Here is a 22,480-nt window from a genome sequence, read left to right as displayed (position 1 = left end):
CTGCCCTGCGCTTCGGCGGCGGGCAGGAACACCGGCCCGCCCCATTTGGGCGGGCCGCTTTTCATCCGGGCAACGCCCAAGCCAAAACCGGGTGCGCCGCAGAGTGCACCGTAACATTGGATCGACCCCCTGACATGATGCGCACACGCCTGCTTTCCGCCGCCAGCCTGCTTTGCTTCGCCACGCTGCCCGCCTTTGCGGACCCGCTTCCCAGTTGGAACGACACCGACACAAAGTCGCGGATCATTGCCTTTGTCGATGCAACGACCGACACCGCATCGGACGACTACGTTACTCCGGCCGACCGCATCGCAGTATTCGACAATGACGGCACCCTTTGGGCCGAACAGCCCGTCTATTTTCAACTTCTTTACGCAATGGACCGCGTTGCGCGCATGGCCGAGGATGATCCGTCCATCCTGACCTCTGATGTCCTGAAAGCCGCTGCAAACGGCGATCTTGAAGGGGCGCTGGCGAATGGTGAAGATGGCTTGATCGAGATTGTAGTGACATCTCATTCTGGCCTGTCTGTCAGCGCGTTCGAACAGGATGTCAGTGACTGGCTTGAAACCGCTGTCCATCCGCAAACAGGCGCGCCGATCATCGGTATGGTCTATCAGCCAATGCTGGAGTTGCTGTCCTATCTGCGCGACGAAGGGTTCGCCACGTACATCGTTTCTGGCGGCGGCATCCATTTCATGCGGGCCTTTGCCGAGGACGTATATGGCATCCCGCCGCAACAAGTAATTGGAAGTGCAGGAAAATCTAGCTATGCCGTCATTGACGGCGTTCCCACGATCATGAAAGATCCCGGCATCGCCTTTGTTGACGACAAAGAAGGCAAGCCAATCGGGATCGACACCAAGATCGGCAAACGGCCCATCCTTGTGGGCGGCAATTCCGATGGCGATTTCGAGATGCTGGAATGGGCGACAGCCGGTGATGGCCCGCGGCTGGGTATGATCGTGCACCACACCGACGCAGACCGCGAATGGGCCTATGACCGCGACAGCCATATCGGCTCGCTGAGCCGCGGCCTTGACGAAAGTGACGCGCGTGGCTGGCTGTTGATTGACATGGCAGGCGATTGGGCCAACATCTGGCCTTGATGATTTACCCCATGTTCACACGACCCGCCATTGCGGCGATGCTCTTTGTCATCGCCGCACCGCATATCAGTGCCGCGCAGGAGTATGTCGGCTCTGGCACCTGCACCGATTGCCACGAAGAAGCGGCGCAGGCTTGGGAAGGGTCTCATCATGCTCTGGCCTGGACCATGCCCGGGCCAGATACGGTAATTGCAGATTTCAACGGCTCGTCCTTTTCCCATGACGGGATGACCGCACGGTTCAGCCGCGACGAAGATCGCTACATGGTCAGCGTGACAGAAAAGGATGGCAGCCTGCGTGAACAGCCGATCCATTCGGTTGTTGGCATCGCACCGCTACAGCAGTACCTGCTGGAAACCGAGGGTGGCCGCCTGCAAAGCTTCGATGTGACATGGGACGCGGTAAAGCGCGAATGGTACCACCTGTACCCGGATCAAGATCTGCCACCGGATGACGGGCTACACTGGACCGGCCCGTACAAAAACTGGAACGCCCGCTGCGCCGAATGTCATGCCACCGGGTTCCAAAAGAACTATGATGCGGCGACCCGGACCTATGCCTCGGTTGAGGCTGAAATTGGCGTCGGCTGCGAAGCGTGCCACGGACCCGGATCAGGCCATATTGAATGGGCGACCACCCAAACGGCGCCCGCGCCCGAGAATTACGGTTTTTCGGCATTCTTCGACACTGCCCAGGCGGAAATTCAACAATGTGCCGGATGCCACTCTCGGCGGACCGCGTTTGGCGATGGAAACCCCTTGCCGGGCACACCCTTTGACGATGCTTATGAATTGGCACTGCTGCGACCCGGCCTTTACCACGCCGACGGTCAGATCCAGGATGAAGTCTATGTCACCGGGTCCTTCCTTCAATCCAAGATGTACGCAAAAGGTGTGAGTTGCGGCAATTGTCATGAACCCCATACCGCCGAGTTGAAGGCAGATGGGAACGCGGTATGCACCCAGTGCCATTCCCCCGCTGGAAACCCCGATTTCCCCAGCCTGCGCGGCGCGGTTTATGATGACATTGAACATCACTTTCACGATCCGGCCAGCGAAGGCGCATCCTGCACAAGCTGCCACATGATCGAACGCACCTATATGGGCATTGACGGGCGGCGCGACCATTCGTTCCGTGTGCCCCGCCCCGATCTGGCTGCGGAAACGGGTGCGCCAGATGCCTGCACGGATTGCCATAGTGATGAAACGCCCGCATGGGCCGCCGCTGAAATTGCCAGTCGGTTTCCGAACAGTGCGCATCGCGGACCGCATTTTGGCCAAGCACTTGCCGCCGGACGCGCCGACCCGGTCGCTGCGCGCGGGGAACTCACTTCTCTCGCTCTCGACAAAGACCAACCCGGAATTGCCCGCGCGACCGCGCTTTGGCTGTTAGAGCAAAGCGGAACCGAGGCCACCGCCGATGCCGCCGAGCCATTGCTGGCCGATGCTGACCCGTTGGTACGGGCCGCTGCGATTGGGGCACAGCGCTCTGCGCCCGCGCAGACCCGTGTGCTGCGGCTTCTCAACTCTTTGGCGGACCCGCGCAAGAACGTCCGGATCGCCGCTGCGAAGGCACTGTTGGACGCGCCCATCGCACGCCTGCCGGGCAACAGGCAAGCCGCCATGAGCACGGCAATGAACGAATGGCGTTTGAGCGTTGCTGCACGGCTGGACTTTCCCGAAACGCATTTGCAACTGGGCGGAACCGCGCTGACCTTGCGCAATACCGATGCCGCGCGCGGCGCCTTTCGCGAGGTTGTCACCCTTGATCCACAAAACCTTGATGCTTGGGTGATGCTGGTGCGGATCACGGCAGCGACGGAAGGGCGCAGCGCCACAAACGCCATTCTGGCCGAAGCTTTGACGATCAATCCTGACGCGGACATCTTGCATCAGATGCTGCAAGAGCTTCGTCAATAGCGCACCGGCTTCCTGTCAAACCTTGAGCAAACGACCGGGCCGCGCCGCCAAGCGCAGCTCGCCCGACATCTGCGCCAGTTGCCATGCCAGCACCTGATTGCTGGACAGCACGGGTTTGCCCAACTCCGCTTCCAAATCGTCCAGAATGTCGAGGGTGCGCAGATTGGTGCAGGACAGGAATACCGCCTCGACTTGCGATGAACGGCCAACTTCCAGCGCCGCTGATCGAATGGAGGCGGGATCTATCCGTGCCACATGTGCCTCGATCTCTTCGCCAAAACTGGCAGAGTGCGGCACACTTATCCCGGCCGCCTCGAATGCATAGCGGATTGGCACCGATACGCTGTCGATATAGGGCGACACGATGGCGATTTTGCGCAGGCCAAGCTGGTGCATCGCTGCAATTGCGGCAGTGAGCGGGTCCGCCACGTTTCGGGCTGTGCAGGCCCCGCGCACCAGTTCCGCCACACGCGCCGCCCCGATCAAAGTGGTGCCCGATGTGCAGCCATATCCCACCGCATCAAATTGTGCGGCGGGCGGCAAGAGCCGTGCGGCAGCGGGCAGGTCCAACGCCATTTGCGCAATCGTGTCTGGCGTCAACTCCGCACCGCTTGGAATTCGGCTGACGTAAAGGGCGATGTCCGGTGCTGCGAACAGACGGCGAAAGTCATGCTCAAGCGTTTCGTCAACTTGCAACACGATCAATCCCAAAGTGGCACGTCGACCAATCGGATCTGTCAGCGTGTAGGGCAAGTAGCTCATGAGGTCAGTCCAGAACGGGCAGGTCGGTCGGTGCACGCGGACTCAATAATTCCGGCCCGCTATCCCGCAGAACAATCACCTCTTCATGCACCAGAATGCGGCCCGGCGCGATTTGGACACCCGGCTCCAGCGTGAGCACCATTCCCGCCCGCAAAACAGTGCGATCCATTGGCGTCACTGACGGCCATTCGGTCAAAGACAGCCCCAAACCGTGGCCCAGCCGCCCCCCGCACGGCGTGGCGCCATCCGCGACGAGAGATCCTGCCATGAGCATATGCAACTCGGAAGCTGTGTGGCCGGGGCGAAGGCCCGCAAGGGCGGCATCAGTTGCCTTGTGTAACGCCGCATGGGCGCGGCGGACGTCGTCGTCTGGCGGCCCGATAGAATAGTTGCGGTCAAAATCGCAAAAGTACCCTGCGCGCACCAGTCCTGTGTCCAACATCAGCACATCGCCCTGCCGGAGGGGCACCTGCGTCGCTGGTGCGATCACATCGCCATACCCGCCCTGCCCCGCGCCGCCCGCCGTATAGGAAACCCAGTCTGCCCCGGCCTGCAGGCACGCGATCTGGAATGCGCGAAACACGTCATCCAGTGAGCAACCAGACCGGGCGAATTCAGGCACGCGGTCAAAAGCGACACCGGCAATGCGGCAGCTTTCTCGGATCGCGGAAACCTCGCCCTCGGATTTTACTTCGCGCACATGTTGCACAGCGGCGGTGGCATCCCCAAGCGCGCGCGGCGCAATCCGGCTCAGAAGGGTATCCAGATCTGCCAGCGGCATCCGCAGATGCGTTTCAAGACCCATCGGAACGCCCAACACGCCATGTTCGGGAACCAGCTCGCAAATCGCATCGGCCAGTAAACTGACCCCGTCATCGTTGGGGTCCGGCGCGTTCCAAGTTCGGATATCGTCAACCCACGTGGTGCTGAACAGCAATTCGCCAATGGACGGAATGACCGCCACAGGGTCGCCCGCCGACGGCACCAATACAAACCAGGGCCGCGCCGGGCTTTCCCAAAACCTGGTCAAGAACCCTGTCACATAAAAAACATCGGGCGGCGTGGTCAGCAAAAGCGCATCAAGGCCCGCCCGATCCATTTCAGCCTGAAGCGCGTGCGTCCTGCGGCTGTATTCGGTTCTGTTCACGCGCGTACCACGATCCGAACAGCATGCGATGTGACGCTATGCATCTTCCAGCCCTTCGCTCATGAACAAAAGCACACGGGAGTCAGGCCCAAGCCCGATGGCTTTGCTATGCACATTGCAAGCGGCCAACCCCGCCGCACCAGACGGTGTCGTGACTAATCCCGCAGTTTTCATCTGGGCAACGGCATGGCTGGCTTCGGCATCAGTGACCGAAACGAAGCTGTCCGCATCTCGTGCCAAGCCAGCAAGGGCAATCTCAGATGCTGATTTGCAATCCAAACGCCCCATGTTGGACACAGGTCCTTCGGACATGGTGTTGTGCCCGGCCCGAATACTGCCCAGCAACGCAGGCGCTGCAACCGGTTCTACAACGACATACTTGGGAGCATCTCCCCAGCTTTTGCGAAAATACACAGCCAAGGCGGCAGCCAATCCCCCCACGCCGGCTTGTACGAAGATATGGGTGGGCGGCGTTTCCATCTGGGCCACCACTTCGACGGCAATCTGAAGGTAGCCTTGCATCACCAGCTTCGGCAACTCGTGATACCCCGGCCAAGAACTGTCAGACAGCAAGACCCAACCATTGCTTCCGGCGGCGGCCTCGGCGGCGTCCATGCTGGCTTCGTAGGTCTTGCCGGCACGGACGACGTCGGCGCCCATTCCCCGCAAGCGCACGGCAAAAGCCTCGGGCACTTGCTGTGACAGGTAAATTACCGCCTTTGCGCCAAACACCCGCGCACCCGCCGCAACTGACAGGCCATGATTGCCCGCGCTGGCCGTTACGAAGGTTTTGCCGACCAATGCCGAGCCCCAGTCGAACGCCCCCCCGCCATGGTGACCACGCGACGCGATCGCCGCAATCACATAGGCCGCCCCCAGCGCCTTGAAACTGCCAAGCCCCATGCGCGAGCTCTCGTCTTTCACATGAACAGATTGCACGCCAAGAACCCTTGCAAGGTCCGGCACATCGCGCAGCGCAGTCACACTGTGACGCGGGCAAAGTTTCAGCAGCAACTCGACCGATTTGGGATCCGCACTCGGGGTCTCTGGCACATGCCCCGTTGCACTTTCCAAGCCGGTTCCGCGAAAGGGGTTTGCAATGAATGAGGGTCTCACGCCGACACGTCCATGACTTTTCAATCCTTGTGCAACCCACAGCCGGAATGGCCTTCTTTTGCCATTTCGGTCGTTTGCGGCATCTTTTGGTTTGATTCGGGGTTTTCAAGCCGAAACTTCGCCGACAGGTTGGGCCATTGACCGCGGCACATCAAGGCAGAACGACGGAGTTTCGTATGGACAAATTTGATCGGCAGATCCTGAACGCCATTCAACACGATACACGTCTGACCTCTGAAAAGCTGTCTCAACTCGTCGGACTCTCGCAGGATGCGTGCCGAAAGCGGCTGCTCAAACTTCGCGAAGAAGGTGTCATAGAGCAAGAAATCGCTGTTCTGTCGCCCGAAAAAGTCGGGCGGGACCTATTGATGATCGTGGGCGTTACGATGGCCGTCGAAACCACGCATGAGGTGGATGTCTTCAAGGCCCGGATGCACGATGCCCCGGAAGTCATGCAGTGTTATTACGTCACCGGGGAGTCGGATTTCATCATTGTCCTCAGCGTTCCCGACATGCCCAATTATGAAAGCTTCGTGCGAGAGCATTTCCTTTCAGGCGTTGGTGTGGCCAGTTTCCGTACAAATGTCGTGATGGACAGGGTCAAGGTCGGGTTCGCATTGCCAGTCTTGGACTGAGCCGCACCACGGGGCGCAAGTGGGCCCAACGCCTCACACGGCGTGCAACCCCGCGAAATCAGCATTGTCGATCATAGGCTATGTCATTGAAAATGCAAAAAAGGCATTGCGGATCAACCCCGACGACCGGCGTTTTGTCCGGCGCAAAGGTGCGCAGGCCTGCCCAACTCCGGGTGATGCGCACCAAGCGAGCGCTGAGTCGATAGAACGCCTATGTAATTTGGCTGTCCACCTTCGAAACAGCCACAAAAACGTCAGAAAGATACGCCGCCAGCCGTTCAGGTACTTTACACTCCGCGCTAAGACTTACGCGGCGCCTTTCCAATTCACGGGGGTCATGTAGACGACGCCATCGTCAGCACTGACCATCACGTCGCCGTCTTGAATGTTAACCTGTAGCTTCATGGAACGGTTTGCCAGTTTCGCAAGCGCGCCTGTGTCAGCCTGGGAAAAATTCACCACGTGAAGGTTGTCAAATCGGGTGGTGCTGCCCTTGATCTTGTCCCACCACATTTCGGCAGTCCGACCGCCATAGGGATAGACAACAACCTTGGCAGCTTTACCGCAAGACTGCCGTATCACCTTGTCGCTCGGAAGCCCCAGAGCCACCCAAACATCAAGTTCACCGCTCAGGCTTTTTTGCCAAATGTCGGGCTCATCATCCGTGGACAGACCCTTGGTCATTTCCAAGTGCTCGTGGGCATTCATCGCAAACGCCACAATCCTCACCATAAGCCGTTCATCCGTTTCGGACGGATGTTTGGCCACGGTCAGTTTGTGGGTCTCATAGTAGTGACGGTCCATGTCGGAAATCGAAAGTTCTACTTTATGAATCGTGGCATTCTGCGCCATGGCGTATCCAAACCCTCAAGGATTGCGATGCGTACTCTGTCTGGGGTTCTTTGGAAACCCGGTACAAAGACACCGAACATCGGGTGCTGCTTTTGGATCACCATGCAGGTTGGGTGCTGAGCATCACCTGCTTTTTCGGTTCGTTTTCCGATGCGTTGTCTATCGTGTGTGAGCTTTTTTGGTAGGTCTAGACTGCCAGCACACGCCAGCGGACCGGGCGAGGCGACCTACCAAATCGCCTACGCGTCTTCCAAGCGCGCCCTTCCCAATTTTCTCAACAGGTGTAGTTCAGGCCAAGGCGACCGCCATCAACATAGATCGTCTCGCCGGTGATGTAACTCGCCTTTTTCGAACACAGGAAGGCAACGACGTCGCCGATTTCACGGGCATCGCCGGGGCGCCCCAAGGGTGTCCGTGACATCGCCATCTTGAACGCTTCCGGGTTGGCGTTCACACCTGCCATCATCTCGGTATCAATCGAACCAGGCCCCACCGCGTTGACACGGATGTTGTTTTTGGCCAGCGACAATGCAGCGACTTTGGTCAATTGCATAACGCCGCCCTTTGACGCACAATAGGCGGGGATCGCGGGTATCGCGACCTGCGCGTTAATCGACGACATGTTTACGATTGCGCCCGCGATGCCATGTTCGACCATAACCCGCGCGGCCAATTGCGTTGCGGTGAATACGCCGCGCAGGTTGATGTTGATCACACGTTCGAACGTTTCCAGTTCGTAAGTCAGAAAATCACCCGGCATTGCGACGCCGGCGTTGTTGACCAAAGCGTGCAACGGTCCATGCTCGGCGGCAATGGCATCGAACATCGCAGTGATCTGTGCGGTATCGCCCATGTCGCACACATAGCTCGCTGTGGCGCCCAATTTTTCCCCTGCCGCCTTGACGCCGTCTTCATTTATGTCCGCCAAAATAACGGCATAGCCATCTTCGGCCAAAGCTTCTGCGCAAGCATATCCGATGCCTTGGGCCGCGCCCGTGATCAGTGCGAGAGGTTTAACAACCATCGGTCCATCCTTTAAATCCATAGTCTTCTTTGGCTTGCGCAGGGGTGATCTTACCCGCCCGCAGGTTCTCTTGATAAAGTGCGTGCCGCGGCCCGCTGAAGCGCCGTACCCGCTCTCTCGGCAAACTCAGGCACAAACCATAACCAGATTTGATAACTTGCGTCCCTTGCTACGGACTTTGGGCCCGTCGGACAACTCAACGTTGCCCGCTGCGCCTGCTCTACCACTCTCGCAGCCCCATGCGGTTTTTTACTCTGTCGAACATGGCACCAAAGTAGAAACCCATTTCGAGGTTAAATTTCGATAATCTGCCCCAAACCGCCACGACAGGCCCTTGCCCCCCTTATCCTTCGCGCAAGTCCTTGCGCTGAACGATGTTCGTGCGACGTGTTCGGTCGCTTCCACGCTTATGGTCAACACGCCCGACTGAACTTTCATCAGACCCGTGCCTTCGCTTACATCGGCCTGCATCTCTTGGTTGAAATTGTCATATGGTACGCAAGCAATCGCGGCATTGGTTAAATTTTAGCCGATCTTAGTGACGAAATGGGACAAACTTTCCCGATCGGTAATACCAAACGCACCCACAATAGTTTTCATTCGATGATCACCCGCAGCTTTGCTGGTCGAGAATTTATCGGGATGGCCAGGAACCACATCGGTGAACGTGCCACCGATATCTGCACCGACGCAGCTGATTGATTGCGTCATGAGCTTAAAGGCTCTTGAGAAGCTGATTTGCAGTAAAGGCCGACTGATAGATGCGCGATACGAACGGGGCGGATGGGACCGTCTTCAGGTCGGTTATCGGCAATGGCAGGTCTTTGGAGTTCATCCCTGTAAGCAGGCCGGCCATAGACTCGCCAAAAATCGTGCCCGTGGTGATACCGCGCCCGTTATAGCCGATGGGCGTATACAGATTAGTGTCCAACTCATAGATGCGCGGCAAGTGATCTGGTGTCATCGCGATCTTGCCATGCCATGCCTCGTCAAATTCGACTGGGCCGAGTGTCGGGAATATCTTTGCGATCTGTTTACGGGCCCAACGGCATGACAAACCGCGATTCTTGTTGCCAATGATCTTACCCATTGACCCAATGACCATCCGATCATGGGCATCACGCCGGACGCTGAACATGATTTGCCCGGTGTCCCAAACGCCCTGTTTACCGGGCAGGATATGGTCTGCGTCTGGACCCATTGGCTTGGTCGCCATTTGGAAGTAGTGGATCGGCGTAAAGATGCGCGACAAGCCCGGCCAAAGGTCATCGGTATAAGCATTTGTGCCAAGGATAACGGATGTGGCCGTCACCGTTCCTTGGTTTGTTTCCACTTTCCAAACAGCGCCATCACGGCGCAGCTTCTTGGCACGCACTCCAGTGCTTATCTCTGCGCCCGCCCCGCGCGCCGCGCGCGCCAACCCACGGCAATAGCCCATTGGGTTGATCGTGCCTGCACGATGATCAACCAGACCGCCGTAGAAATGTTCAGAACCGATCAGCCGAGAAATGTCTTTGCGGTTCAGCAGATCGACGGGTTCACCAAGACGTTGCCATTCGGCGTGACGATTTTGCAGATCGCGAAAGCCCTTTGGCGCATGCGCTGCATGGATCGTACCGGTCTTGGTTACCTCGCATTGAATTTGATGTTTCTCAATCAAGGAGAAAACGTAGTTTGGGCCGTTTCCGAATTTCTTGATGAAGGCTGGGCCGTACTCTGGCCCCAACATGTCGCTCACCTGCTTTGGCGGCACCCAAACCGCTGGATTCACAAGCCCAACATTTCGTCCTGATCCGCCAAAACCGATGTGCTCTGCTTCCAGCACATGCACTGACAGTCCTTTTTCAGCGCAATGCAATGCAGTCGACAAACCGGTGAAGCCCCCACCGACGATTGCGACGTCAACTTTGACATCGTTCGGCATAGGGGCTGAATAGTCGTGCTCTTGCGCAGAAACGTCCCAAAGTGAGATTGCTTTGCGTCCCGACATGATCACATGATCCCGTTGACTTGCCTGCGCCGAAGCACCTTGGCGCGACGTTGCATGATGGTACGCGATGCGTCCATATGCGATAAAGTTTTTCAACATACCGACACGAGGCTTGGAATGTCACTGAAACTCTCATCTGCCCAGATGGTACAGAATGCGCGCGAAAAGATCACCGAAATCGAAACAACTGATCTGATTGCAATGCTGAACGACCCAGATGTTGTGGTGGTTGATATTCGTGACATCCGCGAGCGTCAGCGCAGCGGTTACATTCCAGGCAGCTTTCATGCACCGCGTGGAATGATTGAATTCTGGGTCGATCCCGATAGCCCCTATTACAAAGACGTGTTCGGCCAGGAAGGTAAGACATATGTCCTCCATTGTGCTTCTGGCTGGCGCTCGGCCATAACCACAGCGACCCTGCAAGACATGGGGTTTGAGGCGGCCCACCTTAAGGAAGGCTTTTCAACTTGGGCAAACCAAGGCGGGCCCATTGAATTCCCTGAAAAGAAAGACTGACTGTCAGCCGTTTGCCAGCTTTCGGCTGGTTCTTTGTGCGGCGTTTGAAAAGCCAACCCGCTAGCTTTTCCTCGCCGTGGTCATTTGGATCAATATCGGGAAGCGAAACCTCGATCACCCCGGAGTTTCCCGCTGGGCAGGGTGATGGCAGCGCCAACGCTGAGAATTCAGTCCCGAAATTCACCCCTGTCATAGGCAAGAACCGCACCTGCGTGTGCCGGACATGACAGAAGGTGATCAAATCCAACATTGAAGGGCGCCGCCTGAAATGAGGCCGCTGCCGTTGATAAGGCTGGCTGCTGACCGGCCGAAAATTTAACCCCTTCCACATCGTCGGGTACTTTGCGGACCTCCTGCAAACGCAGAGCAGGTGGACCCGCAAATCGCTATTGCGACGTGCTAGCTGAGGGCGGGGTGCAAAGCGTGACGGCTGCGAAGAATATGCTTAAGGGGATTGAAATACTCTGAGCGATCAACGATGGCCATTTCGCATACAACGAAACGGGTCCGATCCGCACCAAGCGACAAAAGGGAGCTGAAAATGCCCGAGATTATCATCCCAGCATTCGTCTCGGTGACACTTGGCTTCATTGTGTATTTTCTGGGTGCATTTTTGACGCGCAGAGTTGCTGTTCTTGGGGACTACAACATACCTGAACCCGTTTCGGGCGGGCTGGCCGTTGCCCTTGTTACATGGGCCTATTTCGCTTTGATCGGCCAACAGATCGCGTTTGATCTTGCGGTTCGGGATTACCTGTTGGTGGCCTTCTTTTCGACCATCGGGCTGAATGCTCAAATTTCTGATCTGTTCCGGGGTGGCAAGCTTCTTTTGCTACTGCTCGCGCTCACTTTGGCGTTCATGGTTTTGCAGAATGTGGTCGGATTGATCGGAGTGACGGTTTTCGGCCTGCCCGCTGCGACGTCTGTTCTGGTCGGCTCCGCATCCTTGATTGGCGGGCATGGCACAGCGATTGCCTGGGGGCCGCAAATTGCAGAGCAAACCGGCTTTGGGGCCGCGCCAGAAATGGGGGTCGCGGCGGCGACGCTCGGCTTGATCCTCGCGGCACTGTTGGGCGGGCCAATTGCAAAGCATCTGATCGACAAAAACAATCTGCAAAGCGATCAGCAAGAGGGCCCTATTGTCGGGCTGGAATTCGAAGACCGGGACAACCCCAATGATCTGATCAACCATGTCAGCCTGATGCGCGGCATGCTCGCGGTCCACATGGCCATCCTGATTGGCTATATAGTGCATCTTGCCATCTTAGAGGCCGGGGTGCAGTTGCCGCTCTTTGTTCCCTGCCTTTTGGTCGGCATCGTGATGTCCAACACGATCCCCTATCTTCTTCCCCGCATCACGTGGCCTGCGCGGACAAAGTCGCTTGCTGTTATCTCGGACTACTGCCTGTCTGTTTTCCTCGCCATGTCTTTGATGAGCTTGCAGCTTTGGACCCTCGCGGAACTGGGTGGACCTATCCTTTTTGTGCTCGGATTGCAGGTCTTGATGACAGTAGCCTTCATTCTGCTGATCTTTTTCCGATTGGTGGGCAGCAGCTATCAGGGCGCCGTGCTTAGCGCGGGCTTTGCCGGGTTCACACTGGGTGCCACACCCACGGCCATCGCCAACATGTCTTCTGTTACGAAACGTTACGGCCCGGCACCCCTAGCCTTCATCGTTCTACCCTTGGTTTCCGCATTTTTTGTGGACTTGGCAAACGCCATCATCATTCAGGTTTTTGTTGGCTTATGATCGGTGACAGGCCAATCAAACACTCATCGTTCGGCCGGTAACGGCGGATGAAAACCTGCGCCGTCAAGCACAGTCCGGCGATACCACCGGGTGTGGAGGCAATACGCACGCATTGTCCAAAGCTCGATCCATTTGTGCCAGTGATCGCCCTAGCCCTTATAAAAGAAACAGAGCGGACTCAGGGATAGCTGCCAGAGCAATGAAAGGTTTGCGCATCAACGCAACACAGCCACGCTGATGCGACTTTCCAAAACTACCTGCCAAGGCGGGCCAACAGATCCCGCGTATGAATGCCGGTCACAGGCAGGCCATTCGCCTGCTGATACCCTGAGATAGCGGCCTTTGTGTTTGGGCCGATCACGCCATCCGTGCCGCCCGTATCAAAGCCCGCCGCAGTCAGGCCGCTTTGAAGGGCGCGCCGGTCTTCGATGTAAAATCCTTGCGCATCTGGCGGGAACCGTCCGCGGATCGCTGGACCGCCCTTGATCCGGTCCGACAGATGACCAATCCCGATCACGTAGCTTTCGGAATTGTTGTATCGGGTAATGACCGTGAAGTTGCGGAACACCATGAAGGCCGGGCCCGTCGCGCCCGATGGGATCAGGATCGAGGCAGCGCCATAATTTGGCACTGTCTTTCCATCCATATCGCGCACGCCCGCTGCGGCCCATTGTGCCGGGCTGCGTGTGCTTCCTCGCCCAAACGGACCCGAAAAACCCGAAGGAAGCCTCACTTCCACGCCCCATGGCTGACCGGACTGCCAACCGGACCGCTTCAGGTACGCCGCTGTCGATGCAAGCGCATCGCTTGGATCATTGTCCCAGATATCACGCCGTCCATCGCCGGTGTGATCCACTGCAAAGGCCAGATAAGATGTCGGAATAAACTGTGTATGGCCCATGGCACCGGCCCAGCTTCCAAGCATCCGGTCCGGCGTCGTATCCCCTGCCTGCAAGATCTTCAGCGCCGCGATCAATTGCTTTTCAAAAAACGCCCCGCGTCGTCCATCAAAGGCAAGCGTCGCCGTCGAAGACACAACCGGGATGTCGCCCCGCCGTGTGCCATAGCTGCTTTCCAATCCCCAGACCGCCGTCACAACTGCCCGGTCGACGCCGTATCGGTTTTCGATAGACGCCAATGCAGAGGATTGCTGTGACAGCGCAGCACGGCCATTGCTGACCCGCTCGTCCGAGGCCGCGATGGCAAGATAATCTTCCAGTGTCCGCGTAAATTCGGTCTGGTTGCGGTCGCGTTCGATCACACCGGGAAGGTACCCCGCATTGCGCAGCGCGGTGTTCAACGTCGCCTCCGATATGCCTTGCGCACGGGCGCGACCCCGAAAGCCGGCCAACCACGCATCAAAGGCAGGGTTGTCCACCGGTTGCATCGCCACAGCGGGGCTAGAGCGCGTTACGCCCCCGGCACAGGCGGTCAGCCAGCACGCGGCGAGACTGAGGGTAAATGTTCTGCGCGATAGGGTCATGGCTGCCTCCGGTTTTTTTCTGTTTTAACCGGTGACCGTGGCGAGGCCTAGAGGGCGTTTCGCCGTCCATCAAAGGCGACGTTACGGCATACACTGGCATGCAAACAGGGTATGGCGGGTTTGATTTCTTGTGCGGTGCAATTGCGGCAACGCAGCATTACTTCAACGTCATGAAATAAAGGAACACGATATGACCCTCAACGCACACGATTTCGACCAAAAAGCCACGCCCGTTAACCTTAAAGTTGCGGAGCTGTTCCCATCTTTCTTTGAACCTGAAAGAAATCCGACCCTGCCAGCCCGCGATGCATCCGCACCAGAGGCGCTGGAGCAGATGTTCGCTTATTACGAAGCCTAAGACGCACGAAGCGGTAGCGCGCCGGGCGAATTCGCCCGGCATTTGCTTTCCAAGAACGTCAGGTCAGCTGTCCGCGTTCGGGAAAAACAATTGTTGGCCGTCTTGCTGATAGCCCGCAATCGCGGCTTGGCCTTCGTCTGACAGAACCCAATCCACAAAGGCCTGCCCTGCATCCGCTTTGACATTCGGGTGTTTTTCCGGATTCACCAGAATGATCCCATACTGGTTGAACATCTTCGGATCGCCCTCAACCGCGATCTGGTAATCGCCTTTGTTGCCGAATGCGATCCACGTGGCGCGATCGGTCATGATATATGCCCCCATCGCCGTGCCGGTGTTCAGCGTCGCGCCCATGCCCGACCCTGTTTCCCGATACCACTCGCCCGATGCGGCCGAGGCATCAATCCCGGCCTCTGCCCATAAGCGCAGTTCAGCCTTGTTGGTTCCGCTGTCATCCCCGCGAGACGCAAAAGGCGCTTCGGCCGCTGCGATCTGTTTCAGGGCATTAACCACATCTGACATGCCGGTCACATCAGCGGGGTCCGCAGGTGGCCCAACAATAACGAAATCATTATACATGACATCGAACCGGCGGACGCCATCCCCGTTTTTGACGAACGCTTCCTCGGACGGTTTGGAGTGCACAAACAGAACATCGCCATCCCCATTTGCCGCATTCCGGATCGCCTGCCCGGTACCGACGGCAACGACGCGCACCTCTATTCCCGTCGCGGCCCGAAAAATCGGCAAGATATGATCGAACAGACCCGAATTCTGGGTCGATGTTGTGGACTGAACGATGATGAAATCATCCTGCGCGACAACGGGAAGGCTAAAGCCCAGTGAAAGGGTAACAGCCGCAGTCAACGACAGAACCGAACGTCGGATCATCAAAATCTCCTTCAATATTTCAAGGTGTTGAATCTAGGTATAGGCGACCGCCCAGCCACGCTCGGGCGGCATTCGATTGGGGCGCGTTCAACACTTGGTCGGCCGGACCGGCTTCGACCACACGCCCGGAATTCAAAAAAACCACGTCATCGGCGATGCGCCGCGCCTGCCCGGCGTCATGGGTCACCATCACAATGGTCACGCCCCGCTGATACGCATTCTGGATCAACTCTTCGATTGCGTGTGTAGAGCCCGGATCAAGGCTCGCGGTCGGCTCATCCAGCAGCAACAGGTCCGGCCCGCCGATTAGCGCACGGGCCACAGCAAGACGCTGTTGTTCGCCGCCAGACAAAACACGGGCTGGGCGGTCTGCAAGATGCGTCAGACGCGCTTGCTCCAACGCGTCGGCGACAGCGTGCCCCCGATCCCGGCGCGGAACCCCTTTTGCCGCAAGGGCGAATGCAAGGTTCCCGCGAACGGATCGACGCAGCAAGACAGGCCGTTGAAACACCATCGCCTGCCGCGCCCGCAGCGCACAATCCAAAGGCCGCCCCTCGCACAGAACTTCGCCACTGGCCGGGGACAGAATACCATGCAGCAAACGCAGCAGAACGCTTTTGCCGGCCCCATTGGCTCCCATCACCACTGTTCGGCGGCCCGCCGCGATGGAAATGTCCATCCCATCAATCAGCCGCTTACCGCCTGCATCATAGCATAGACCACGCGCGGTCAGCCCAGTGCGGCGCGCGACCGCTTCGGCCCCTGATTGGATATTCATCGCCGCCTCATGCATAGGCAGACCGCACAGCAGAAGCGCGAAGACCCATCACTGCCGCATTGACCGTCACCGCAATACCCAGCAGCACAACACCCAGCGCGAGCGCCAATTCAAGGTTCCCCTTTGAGGTCTCAAGCGCGATCGTCGTGGTCATTACACGTGTCACGTGGTTGATATTTCCGCCCACGATGATCACAGCGCCCACCTCGGCAACGGCGCGGCCAAATCCGGCCAGCGCGACGGTCAAGAGGCTGAACCTTGCGTCCCACAACAGGGCCGACACACGGCCCGCCCCCGTCACACCCAGCGATTTGAACTGCTCATCATATTCCTGGTTCAAGTCCTCGACCACCTGCCGAGTGAGGGCCGCAACAATGGGTGTGACCAACACGGTTTGCGCGATCACCATCGCCGACGGCGTATAAAGCAATGCAAGCGGGCCAAGAGGCCCTGCCGCTGACAGCATCAAATAGACCAAAAGCCCGACAACGACCGGCGGCAACCCCATCAAGGCGTTGAGCACCACGCACAGCGCGGTCCGGCCGGGAAATCGAAATGCGCCAACGGCGGCCCCAAGTGGAAGACCAATCAGGCACGATAGTGCCACGGCACTCAGCGTCACACGCAGGGACAGGCCGATGATTTCCATCAGCGCCGCATCTCCCGATGCGATCAAGCCAAGCGCTTGGGCAAGAATCGAACCGAACCCTGTCACGTAATATTTCCTCCACTGTGGGAAGAAATGCACAATTATGCAGTATGCGCCAGACCAAAGCGCCGTGTGCGGGCAAGAAAGGCGACCAATTTCGGCGTTAAAGGCCGGATGGCACGTGATCTTGCACCTCGTCCGCTTCCAGCGCGGCGGCGACTTGCTGGGCAAACCGGCGCGACGCAACTGGCAATACGCGCCCTTTCATCTGCCCCAAAAGCAAATGACCCAACGGCACATCGCGCACCGCAATAGGACGGGCGACAGTGCCGTGACCCGCCTCAAGACCGATGCCGATCTGAAACCCAACAAGCGCTTCGTGCAGGACATAATGGCGGATCAACTCGAAGCTCTCGGTCTCAACGACCGGTTCAACCCGGCGCGCGGTCTTTTTGGCGGCTGCGTCGAGAAGCGCGCGCACACCATATTTCGCCGATGGGGCGGTGTGCGGATGATCCAGACAATCACGCAGGCGCACTTCTGTTTTCGCGGCCAGCGGATGACCTTCGGCCAAAACGGCGCAAACGGGCTGGGACACAGCGTGCAGAACTTCGAAATCAACCAAATGAACAGGCTCAAACACCAAGGCAAGGTCACTGGCGAAACTGGCAAGGTCATGTTCCGCCTGCTCACGATCGCGCACATTCACACTGAAGGTCACGCCGGGATGCGCACGGCGATAATGCGCGATCTGGCGGGGCAGGAAATACGGGACCAAAGCCTGTGAACACGCAATCGTCACGTGCCCCCGGCGGATGCCGGACAGATCGGCAACCTGGCTTTGCAAGCGTTGCAGATCCGATTGTTGGGCGCGAAAATGCTGTAGCACCAGTTCCCCCGCCGGGTTCAGACGGACCCCGCGTGAAAGACGTTCAAAGATTGGCGCCCCAAACTCGTCTTCGAACCGGGCAATGCGGCGATTGAGAGCCGACGCCGTGATATTGGCATCCTCCGCCGCTTTTCGGATCGACCCAGCGCGGGCAACCGCTGCAATCAGGCGAAAGGTTTCCAGATGCCGCATCACGTGCCTCCTGCATGAGCGGTGCGTTAAATGCACCGGTATTGTGAAATAATAGCATTTCCGGAACAGCCCCAAAAGGCACATGCTACGGGCAATAAAAATTTACCGACATGGAGCCGAAAATGACCCTCACCACCCGACGCAGCTTTCTAAAGGCCGGAGCGGCCAGCGCCGCGATCCTGCCCTTCCTCAAATCCCTGCCCGCCGCCGCGCAAGCCGCTGAAACTCTGGTTGTGGTGAGCGGCCAAACGATCAACAGCCTTGACCTGCACCGCGTTGGCACCAACCGGGCCAGCTATCAGGTGGCTGTGAATTGCTATGACCGGCTGGTGACCTTCGGGCGCAAGGAAATGCCAAGCGGTGAGATGTCGTTCGACTACAGCGTTCTGGAACCTGAACTGGCGGAAAGCTGGGACATATCCGACGACGGGCTGACGCTGACCTTCAAGATCAAGCCGGACGCCAAATTCTGGGACGGCAGCCCGGTGACTGCGGAAGATGTAAAATGGTCGTTTGACCGCGCCGTGTCGGTCGGCGGCTTCCCGACAGTGCAGATGAAAGCGGGCGGGTTGAACCGGCCCGAACAGTTCGCCGCGCTGGAAGATGGCACGTTTCAGATCACACTCGACTTTCCATCCAAGCTGGCCTTGCCAGACCTTGCCGTCCCTGTGCCCTTCGTCATCAACTCTAAAGTCGCCATTGCCAATGCGACCGAAGATGACCCGTGGGCGATGGAATACCTGCACACCACGCCGGCTGGCTCGGGCGCGTTCAAGGTCGCGCGCTGGGATCAGGGCCAACAGCTTGTCTATCAGCGCAACGATGATTGGGTTGGCGGACCCTTGCCCACAGTCAGCCGCGTGATCGTGCGCGAAGTTCCCAGCCAGGCGACACGGCGCGCATTGATCGAACGCGGCGACGTTCAAATGTCGTTCGGCATCCCCGACCGTGACGCCGCCGAACTTGCAGACGAGTTGACCGTCTATTCCACCCCCATCGCCAACTGCATCAACTGTGTCGGCCTGAACACCATCTTCGAACCATTCCGCGACCCGGAGGTCCGTAAGGCCATCGCCTTTGCCATTCCCTATGAGGCGATCTTTCAGGCTGCCGCCTATGGCCGAGGCAAGCCGCTTTGGGGCGGCGAAGAGGAAATCAACGATATCGCATGGCCCCGCGCCTTCCCGTACGCCACCGATATGGAAAAGGCGAAGGCGCATCTTGCCAACTCCGGGTTCCCCGATGGGTTCGACGTGCCGCTGTCGATCAGCCTTGGCCTTGCCAGCTGGATGGAACCAACGGCCCTGCTGATTCAAGAGGCGCTTGCCCCGCTGGGCATCAACGTCACGGTTGAAAAGATCCCCGGCGCAAACTGGCGCACGGCGGCCTTGGTGGAAAAAACCCTGCCCATGCACCTGGAAAACTTCGGCGGCTGGCTGGACACACCCGATTACTATTTCTTCTGGGCTTACCAGAAAGACCGGCTGTTCAACTCGTCCAACTACTTCAACGAGGAAGTAGAAGAGCTGACAAACGAAACCCTGCACATGCCCGTGGACGATCCAGAGTATGCACCCAAGCTGAAGCGCATGTTCGAAATCGCGATCGAGGACCTGCCACGCATTCCACTTCACCAACCAGCGCTGAACGTGGCGATGAATGGCGCGGATGGGTACGAGTTCTGGTTCCACCGCCAGCTTGACGCCCGTCCGTTGGGCCGCTCGTCGACATGAGCCAGCGCGCTGTTGCCGTGGGTCTGCGTGTTGCGCAGACCCTGCCGGTTCTCATCGGCGTTGTGCTGATCAGCTTTCTGCTGACCCGCGCCCTGCCCGGTGACCCGGCGGCCTATTTCGCTGGGGTTATGGCTGATGCCGAGTCCATCGAGGCGACACGTGTGAAGCTCGGGCTCGACAAGCCAATGCCGCAGCAGTTCATCATGTATGTGGGTGATCTGCTGCAAGGCGATCTTGGCCAATCAGTTGGCACCGGACGACCGGTGCTGACCGACCTCGCCGAACGTTTGCCTGCCTCACTGGAACTCACGCTTAGCGCCCTTTTGCTATCGTGCCTGATCGCCGTCCCGCTGGGTGTTTGGGCGGCAGTGCGTCAGGGGTCATGGGTCGATCATTTGTGCCGTGTGCTGGTGACTGCCGGCGTGTCTTTGCCAACCTTCTTCACCGGCGTGTTGTTGATCTATATCTTCTATTACCTGTTAGGCTGGGCGCCATCGCCGCTTGGTCGGCTAGATTTCATCTATATTCCGCCGCCGCACGTCACTGGCTTCTACCTTGTCGACAGCGCGCTTGCCGGAGACGCGGAAACTTTCTTTGCCACACTGCGCCAACTTGTTTTGCCAGCCGCGACGCTTGCGTTGTTCACACTGGCCCCGATCGCGCGCATGACGCGCGCCGCAATGCTGACCGCGCTGTCATCCGACTATATCCGCACGGCGCGTGCGGCCGGTCTGCCACCGCGCAAGGTTCTGTACGGGTATGCCTTTCGCAACGCGTTGCTTCCCGTGGTGACGACACTTGGCATGGTGTTTTCCTTTGTGCTGGGAGCCAATGTTTTGGTTGAAAAGGTCTTTGCCTGGCCCGGCATCGGCTCCTACGCGGTAGAGGCATTGGTCGCATCAGACTACGCCGCTGTGCAGGGGTTCGTGCTGGCGATGGCCGTGCTGTTCGTCCTTCTGAACCTTATCATCGATTTAAGCTATGCGCTGATCGATCCGCGTATCGGATTCGCAAGCAAATGACCGACACGCCCGCACCCCAAAGCAATTCGGCCTTCGCGCATCTGGTTTACGTGCTGCGCGACAATCCGGTCACGTTGATTGCCTTTGCGCTTTTCGCATTCTTCGTTCTATCCGCTGTGATCGGGCCTTACGTCGTGCCGCACGACCCACTGGCGACCAATGCGACGCTTGCGCTGACGCCCCCAAGCTGGACCCATTGGTTTGGCACCGACAGCCTTGGCCGCGATGTCTTCAGCCGTGTGATCGTTGCCACCCGGTTGGACCTGACGATTTCAGTCGCTGCCGTCGCACTGTCATTCGTGATTGGCGGCGTCCTCGGCGCAGTGGCCGGCTATTGGGGCGGTTGGTGGGACATCGTGCTGAACCGCGTGTTCGACACGATCATGGCGTTTCCCCTGTTCGTGCTGGCGATGGGCATTGTGGCCGCATTGGGCAACACGGTCGAAAACATCATCTACGCAACCGCGATCATCAATATCCCCTTCTATGCCCGTTTGGTCCGCGCTGAGGTAAACATCCGCCGCGAGGCTGGCTTTGCGCAGGCCGCGCGGCTGGCCGGAAATTCGCATATCCGGGTCGTCGCCTTTCACATCTTCCCGAACGCATTGCCACCGATGATGGTGCAAGTGTCCCTGAACCTTGGCTGGGCGATTCTGAACGCGGCAGGCCTGAGCTTTATCGGGCTCGGTGTGCGACCCCCTACACCCGAATGGGGGATAATGGTCGCCGAAGGCGCGAATTATATCGTGTCCGGCCAATGGTGGGTCGCCCTCTTCCCCGGTCTTTGGCTGATGCTGGCCGTGTTTACCTTCAACCTCATGGGCGACGGGCTTCGCGACCTTGTCGATCCACGGCGGAGGACCTGACATGCTGTCTGTGAAAGACCTTGCCGTCAGCTTTCGCACCCGGCGCGGCGCCGTGAATGCAGTTCGCGGGATCAGCTTTGATCTGGCGCGCGGCGAAACCTTGGGCATCGTGGGCGAATCCGGGTCCGGCAAGTCGGTCACATCCTATGCCCTGTTGCGCATTCTCGATGCGGGCGGCGCAATCCGCACAGGCGGTATCACCTATGGCGGGATCGACCTGCGGGCCGCATCCGAACGCGGCATGCGTGACATCCGCGGGCGTGAAATTTCCATGATTTTCCAGAACCCCCGCGCGGCTTTGAACCCGATCCGCAAAGTCGGCCACCAGATCGAAGACGTCTTGCGACAGCATGGTCGCGCCAGCCGACAAGACGCACGCATCAAAGCGATCAAAGCCCTGACAGATGTTCGGATCAATGACCCCGAGGCGCGCTATGATGCCTATCCGTTCGAGCTGTCCGGCGGCATGTGCCAGCGGGTCGTGATTGCCATTGCACTTGCGTGCGATCCCAAGCTGCTGATTGCGGACGAGCCGACGACCGGCCTGGACATCACGACCCAAAAGGCGGTGATGGACCTGACGCGCGACCTGATACGGGAACGCGGCATGTCGTCTATCCTGATCACCCATGACCTTGGGCTTGCCGCCGAATATTGCGACAGGCTGGCGGTGATGAAGGATGGCGAGATCGTCGAAACCGGCCCCGCCGCCGATGTATTTGCGACCCCGAAGCACGCCTATACCGCCCGGCTCGTTGACGCCACGCCGCGCCCCGGAGCCGGCCTGCGCGACCTG

At 58.5% G+C, this 22,480-nt stretch carries 22 protein-coding genes; 10 read left to right on the top strand and 12 right to left on the bottom strand.

The genetic code is table 11. The features are described 5' to 3' along the window. Positions 1–137: 137 nt before the first annotated feature. Both E2L05_RS05505 and E2L05_RS05500 read left to right on the top strand, forming a co-directional pair. Complete coding sequence (locus E2L05_RS05505; RefSeq protein WP_133341973.1) at positions 138–1,109, top strand: HAD family hydrolase; 972 nt, start codon at positions 138–140, stop codon at positions 1,107–1,109. 11 nt (positions 1,110–1,120) lie between these two features. After that, positions 1,121–3,028, top strand: a complete 1,908-nt coding sequence (locus tag E2L05_RS05500; RefSeq protein ID WP_133341897.1) for a multiheme c-type cytochrome — start codon at positions 1,121–1,123, stop codon at positions 3,026–3,028. A 15-nt stretch (positions 3,029–3,043) separates the two neighbouring features. Here the strand turns inward: E2L05_RS05500 and E2L05_RS05495 are convergent, their stop codons facing one another. Genes E2L05_RS05495 through E2L05_RS05485 form a run of 3 tightly spaced genes read right to left on the bottom strand, consistent with a single transcriptional unit; the run spans position 3,044 to position 6,053 of the window. Continuing rightward, the gene (locus E2L05_RS05495) at positions 3,044–3,790 is read right to left on the bottom strand and encodes a maleate cis-trans isomerase family protein (protein WP_133341896.1); all 747 of its coding nucleotides are present in this window, start codon (positions 3,788–3,790) and stop codon (positions 3,044–3,046) included. 4 nt (positions 3,791–3,794) lie between these two features. Next, entirely contained in the window at positions 3,795–4,937 is a 1,143-nt protein-coding gene (locus E2L05_RS05490) for a M24 family metallopeptidase (protein ID WP_279512626.1), read from the bottom strand. Positions 4,938–4,973: 36 nt separating this feature from the next. Continuing rightward, complete coding sequence (locus E2L05_RS05485; RefSeq protein WP_243721884.1) at positions 4,974–6,053, bottom strand: pyridoxal-phosphate dependent enzyme; 1,080 nt, start codon at positions 6,051–6,053, stop codon at positions 4,974–4,976. A gap of 176 nt (positions 6,054–6,229) precedes the next feature. Here E2L05_RS05485 and E2L05_RS05480 point away from each other — a divergent pair, with 176 nt between their 5' ends. Further along, a complete protein-coding gene (locus E2L05_RS05480; protein WP_133341895.1) occupies positions 6,230–6,688 on the top strand; it encodes an Lrp/AsnC family transcriptional regulator in 459 nt (152 codons plus the stop codon). Between the two features lie 306 nt (positions 6,689–6,994). On the opposite strand, the gene E2L05_RS05475 is transcribed toward E2L05_RS05480, so the two are convergent. The 4 genes from E2L05_RS05475 to E2L05_RS05460 form a co-directional block, all read right to left on the bottom strand. Next, entirely contained in the window at positions 6,995–7,540 is a 546-nt protein-coding gene (locus tag E2L05_RS05475; protein WP_133341894.1) for a YaeQ family protein, read from the bottom strand. A 274-nt stretch (positions 7,541–7,814) separates the two neighbouring features. Then, positions 7,815–8,564, bottom strand: coding sequence for an SDR family NAD(P)-dependent oxidoreductase (locus E2L05_RS05470; RefSeq protein ID WP_133341893.1), 750 nt, complete (start codon positions 8,562–8,564; stop codon positions 7,815–7,817). Positions 8,565–9,089: 525 nt separating this feature from the next. Beyond that, positions 9,090–9,275, bottom strand: a complete 186-nt coding sequence (locus E2L05_RS05465) for a hypothetical protein (RefSeq protein ID WP_133341892.1) — start codon at positions 9,273–9,275, stop codon at positions 9,090–9,092. 4 nt (positions 9,276–9,279) lie between these two features. Beyond that, complete coding sequence (locus E2L05_RS05460; RefSeq protein WP_133341891.1) at positions 9,280–10,554, bottom strand: NAD(P)/FAD-dependent oxidoreductase; 1,275 nt, start codon at positions 10,552–10,554, stop codon at positions 9,280–9,282. Positions 10,555–10,671: 117 nt separating this feature from the next. Between E2L05_RS05460 and E2L05_RS05455 the strand changes: the two genes are divergently transcribed. Then, entirely contained in the window at positions 10,672–11,073 is a 402-nt protein-coding gene (locus E2L05_RS05455; protein WP_133341890.1) for a rhodanese-like domain-containing protein, read from the top strand. A 541-nt stretch (positions 11,074–11,614) separates the two neighbouring features. Beyond that, positions 11,615–12,823: a sodium/glutamate symporter gene (gene gltS, locus E2L05_RS05450; protein WP_133341889.1), complete on the top strand. Its 1,209-nt coding sequence runs from the start codon at positions 11,615–11,617 to the stop codon at positions 12,821–12,823. A 253-nt stretch (positions 12,824–13,076) separates the two neighbouring features. Here the strand turns inward: gltS and E2L05_RS05445 are convergent, their stop codons facing one another. Continuing rightward, positions 13,077–14,306 carry a lytic murein transglycosylase gene (locus tag E2L05_RS05445; RefSeq protein ID WP_133341888.1) on the bottom strand — a complete coding sequence of 410 codons (1,230 nt, stop codon included), beginning with the start codon at positions 14,304–14,306 and terminating at the stop codon, positions 13,077–13,079. 190 nt (positions 14,307–14,496) lie between these two features. On the opposite strand from E2L05_RS05445, the gene E2L05_RS20700 reads away from it, so the two are divergent. Next, on the top strand, positions 14,497–14,664 hold the full coding sequence (locus E2L05_RS20700; RefSeq protein ID WP_164687278.1) for a hypothetical protein: 168 nt from the start codon (positions 14,497–14,499) through the stop codon (positions 14,662–14,664). Positions 14,665–14,727: 63 nt separating this feature from the next. Here E2L05_RS20700 and E2L05_RS05440 read toward each other — a convergent pair whose 3' ends face one another. From E2L05_RS05440 to E2L05_RS05425, 4 genes are all read right to left on the bottom strand, one after another. Continuing rightward, positions 14,728–15,555: a substrate-binding domain-containing protein gene (locus E2L05_RS05440; RefSeq protein WP_133341887.1), complete on the bottom strand. Its 828-nt coding sequence runs from the start codon at positions 15,553–15,555 to the stop codon at positions 14,728–14,730. Positions 15,556–15,574: 19 nt separating this feature from the next. Continuing rightward, entirely contained in the window at positions 15,575–16,333 is a 759-nt protein-coding gene (locus E2L05_RS05435; protein WP_243721883.1) for an ATP-binding cassette domain-containing protein, read from the bottom strand. Positions 16,334–16,340: 7 nt separating this feature from the next. Beyond that, the gene (locus E2L05_RS05430) at positions 16,341–17,048 is read right to left on the bottom strand and encodes an ABC transporter permease (protein WP_133341885.1); all 708 of its coding nucleotides are present in this window, start codon (positions 17,046–17,048) and stop codon (positions 16,341–16,343) included. A 97-nt stretch (positions 17,049–17,145) separates the two neighbouring features. Continuing rightward, on the bottom strand, positions 17,146–18,063 hold the full coding sequence (locus E2L05_RS05425; protein ID WP_133341884.1) for a LysR family transcriptional regulator: 918 nt from the start codon (positions 18,061–18,063) through the stop codon (positions 17,146–17,148). A gap of 122 nt (positions 18,064–18,185) precedes the next feature. On the opposite strand from E2L05_RS05425, the gene E2L05_RS05420 reads away from it, so the two are divergent. The 4 genes from E2L05_RS05420 to E2L05_RS05405 all read left to right on the top strand — a co-directional run. After that, positions 18,186–19,796, top strand: coding sequence for an ABC transporter substrate-binding protein (locus E2L05_RS05420; RefSeq protein ID WP_133341883.1), 1,611 nt, complete (start codon positions 18,186–18,188; stop codon positions 19,794–19,796). Continuing rightward, positions 19,793–20,818, top strand: a complete 1,026-nt coding sequence (locus tag E2L05_RS05415; protein ID WP_133341882.1) for an ABC transporter permease — start codon at positions 19,793–19,795, stop codon at positions 20,816–20,818. The genes E2L05_RS05420 and E2L05_RS05415 overlap by 4 nt, the downstream gene beginning before the upstream one ends. After that, a complete protein-coding gene (locus E2L05_RS05410) occupies positions 20,815–21,684 on the top strand; it encodes an ABC transporter permease (RefSeq protein WP_133341881.1) in 870 nt (289 codons plus the stop codon). Before E2L05_RS05415 ends, E2L05_RS05410 begins: the two co-directional genes overlap by 4 nt. 1 nt (position 21,685) lies before the next feature. Next, on the top strand, positions 21,686–22,480 hold a 795-nt coding region (locus tag E2L05_RS05405; RefSeq protein ID WP_133341880.1), incomplete at its 3' end, for an ABC transporter ATP-binding protein.

The sequence above is a fragment of the Meridianimarinicoccus aquatilis genome (assembly GCF_004358675.1).
Taxonomy (GTDB): domain Bacteria; phylum Pseudomonadota; class Alphaproteobacteria; order Rhodobacterales; family Rhodobacteraceae; genus Meridianimarinicoccus; species Meridianimarinicoccus aquatilis.
This window is presented reverse-complemented; position numbering and strand designations above follow the sequence as displayed.

Excerpts from the sequence above, each read along its gene's own strand:
- E2L05_RS05410 (WP_133341881.1), top strand. The coding sequence starts at position 20,815 with ATGACCGACACGCCCGCACCCCAAAGCAATTCGGCCTTCGCGCATCTG.
- E2L05_RS05415 (WP_133341882.1), top strand. The coding sequence starts at position 19,793 with ATGAGCCAGCGCGCTGTTGCCGTGGGTCTGCGTGTTGCGCAGACCCTG.
- E2L05_RS05500 (WP_133341897.1), top strand. The coding sequence starts at position 1,121 with ATGTTCACACGACCCGCCATTGCGGCGATGCTCTTTGTCATCGCCGCA.
- E2L05_RS05420 (WP_133341883.1), top strand. The coding sequence starts at position 18,186 with ATGACCCTCACCACCCGACGCAGCTTTCTAAAGGCCGGAGCGGCCAGC.
- E2L05_RS05465 (WP_133341892.1), bottom strand. The coding sequence starts at position 9,275 with ATGACGCAATCAATCAGCTGCGTCGGTGCAGATATCGGTGGCACGTTC.
- E2L05_RS05505 (WP_133341973.1), top strand. The coding sequence starts at position 138 with ATGCGCACACGCCTGCTTTCCGCCGCCAGCCTGCTTTGCTTCGCCACG.
- E2L05_RS05455 (WP_133341890.1), top strand. The coding sequence starts at position 10,672 with ATGTCACTGAAACTCTCATCTGCCCAGATGGTACAGAATGCGCGCGAA.
- E2L05_RS20700 (WP_164687278.1), top strand. The coding sequence starts at position 14,497 with ATGACCCTCAACGCACACGATTTCGACCAAAAAGCCACGCCCGTTAAC.
- gltS (WP_133341889.1), top strand. The coding sequence starts at position 11,615 with ATGCCCGAGATTATCATCCCAGCATTCGTCTCGGTGACACTTGGCTTC.
- E2L05_RS05425 (WP_133341884.1), bottom strand. The coding sequence starts at position 18,063 with ATGCGGCATCTGGAAACCTTTCGCCTGATTGCAGCGGTTGCCCGCGCT.
- E2L05_RS05440 (WP_133341887.1), bottom strand. The coding sequence starts at position 15,555 with ATGATCCGACGTTCGGTTCTGTCGTTGACTGCGGCTGTTACCCTTTCA.
- E2L05_RS05435 (WP_243721883.1), bottom strand. The coding sequence starts at position 16,333 with ATGAATATCCAATCAGGGGCCGAAGCGGTCGCGCGCCGCACTGGGCTG.
- E2L05_RS05460 (WP_133341891.1), bottom strand. The coding sequence starts at position 10,554 with ATGTCGGGACGCAAAGCAATCTCACTTTGGGACGTTTCTGCGCAAGAG.
- E2L05_RS05445 (WP_133341888.1), bottom strand. The coding sequence starts at position 14,306 with ATGACCCTATCGCGCAGAACATTTACCCTCAGTCTCGCCGCGTGCTGG.
- E2L05_RS05480 (WP_133341895.1), top strand. The coding sequence starts at position 6,230 with ATGGACAAATTTGATCGGCAGATCCTGAACGCCATTCAACACGATACA.
- E2L05_RS05475 (WP_133341894.1), bottom strand. The coding sequence starts at position 7,540 with ATGGCGCAGAATGCCACGATTCATAAAGTAGAACTTTCGATTTCCGAC.
- E2L05_RS05495 (WP_133341896.1), bottom strand. The coding sequence starts at position 3,790 with ATGAGCTACTTGCCCTACACGCTGACAGATCCGATTGGTCGACGTGCC.
- E2L05_RS05470 (WP_133341893.1), bottom strand. The coding sequence starts at position 8,564 with ATGGTTGTTAAACCTCTCGCACTGATCACGGGCGCGGCCCAAGGCATC.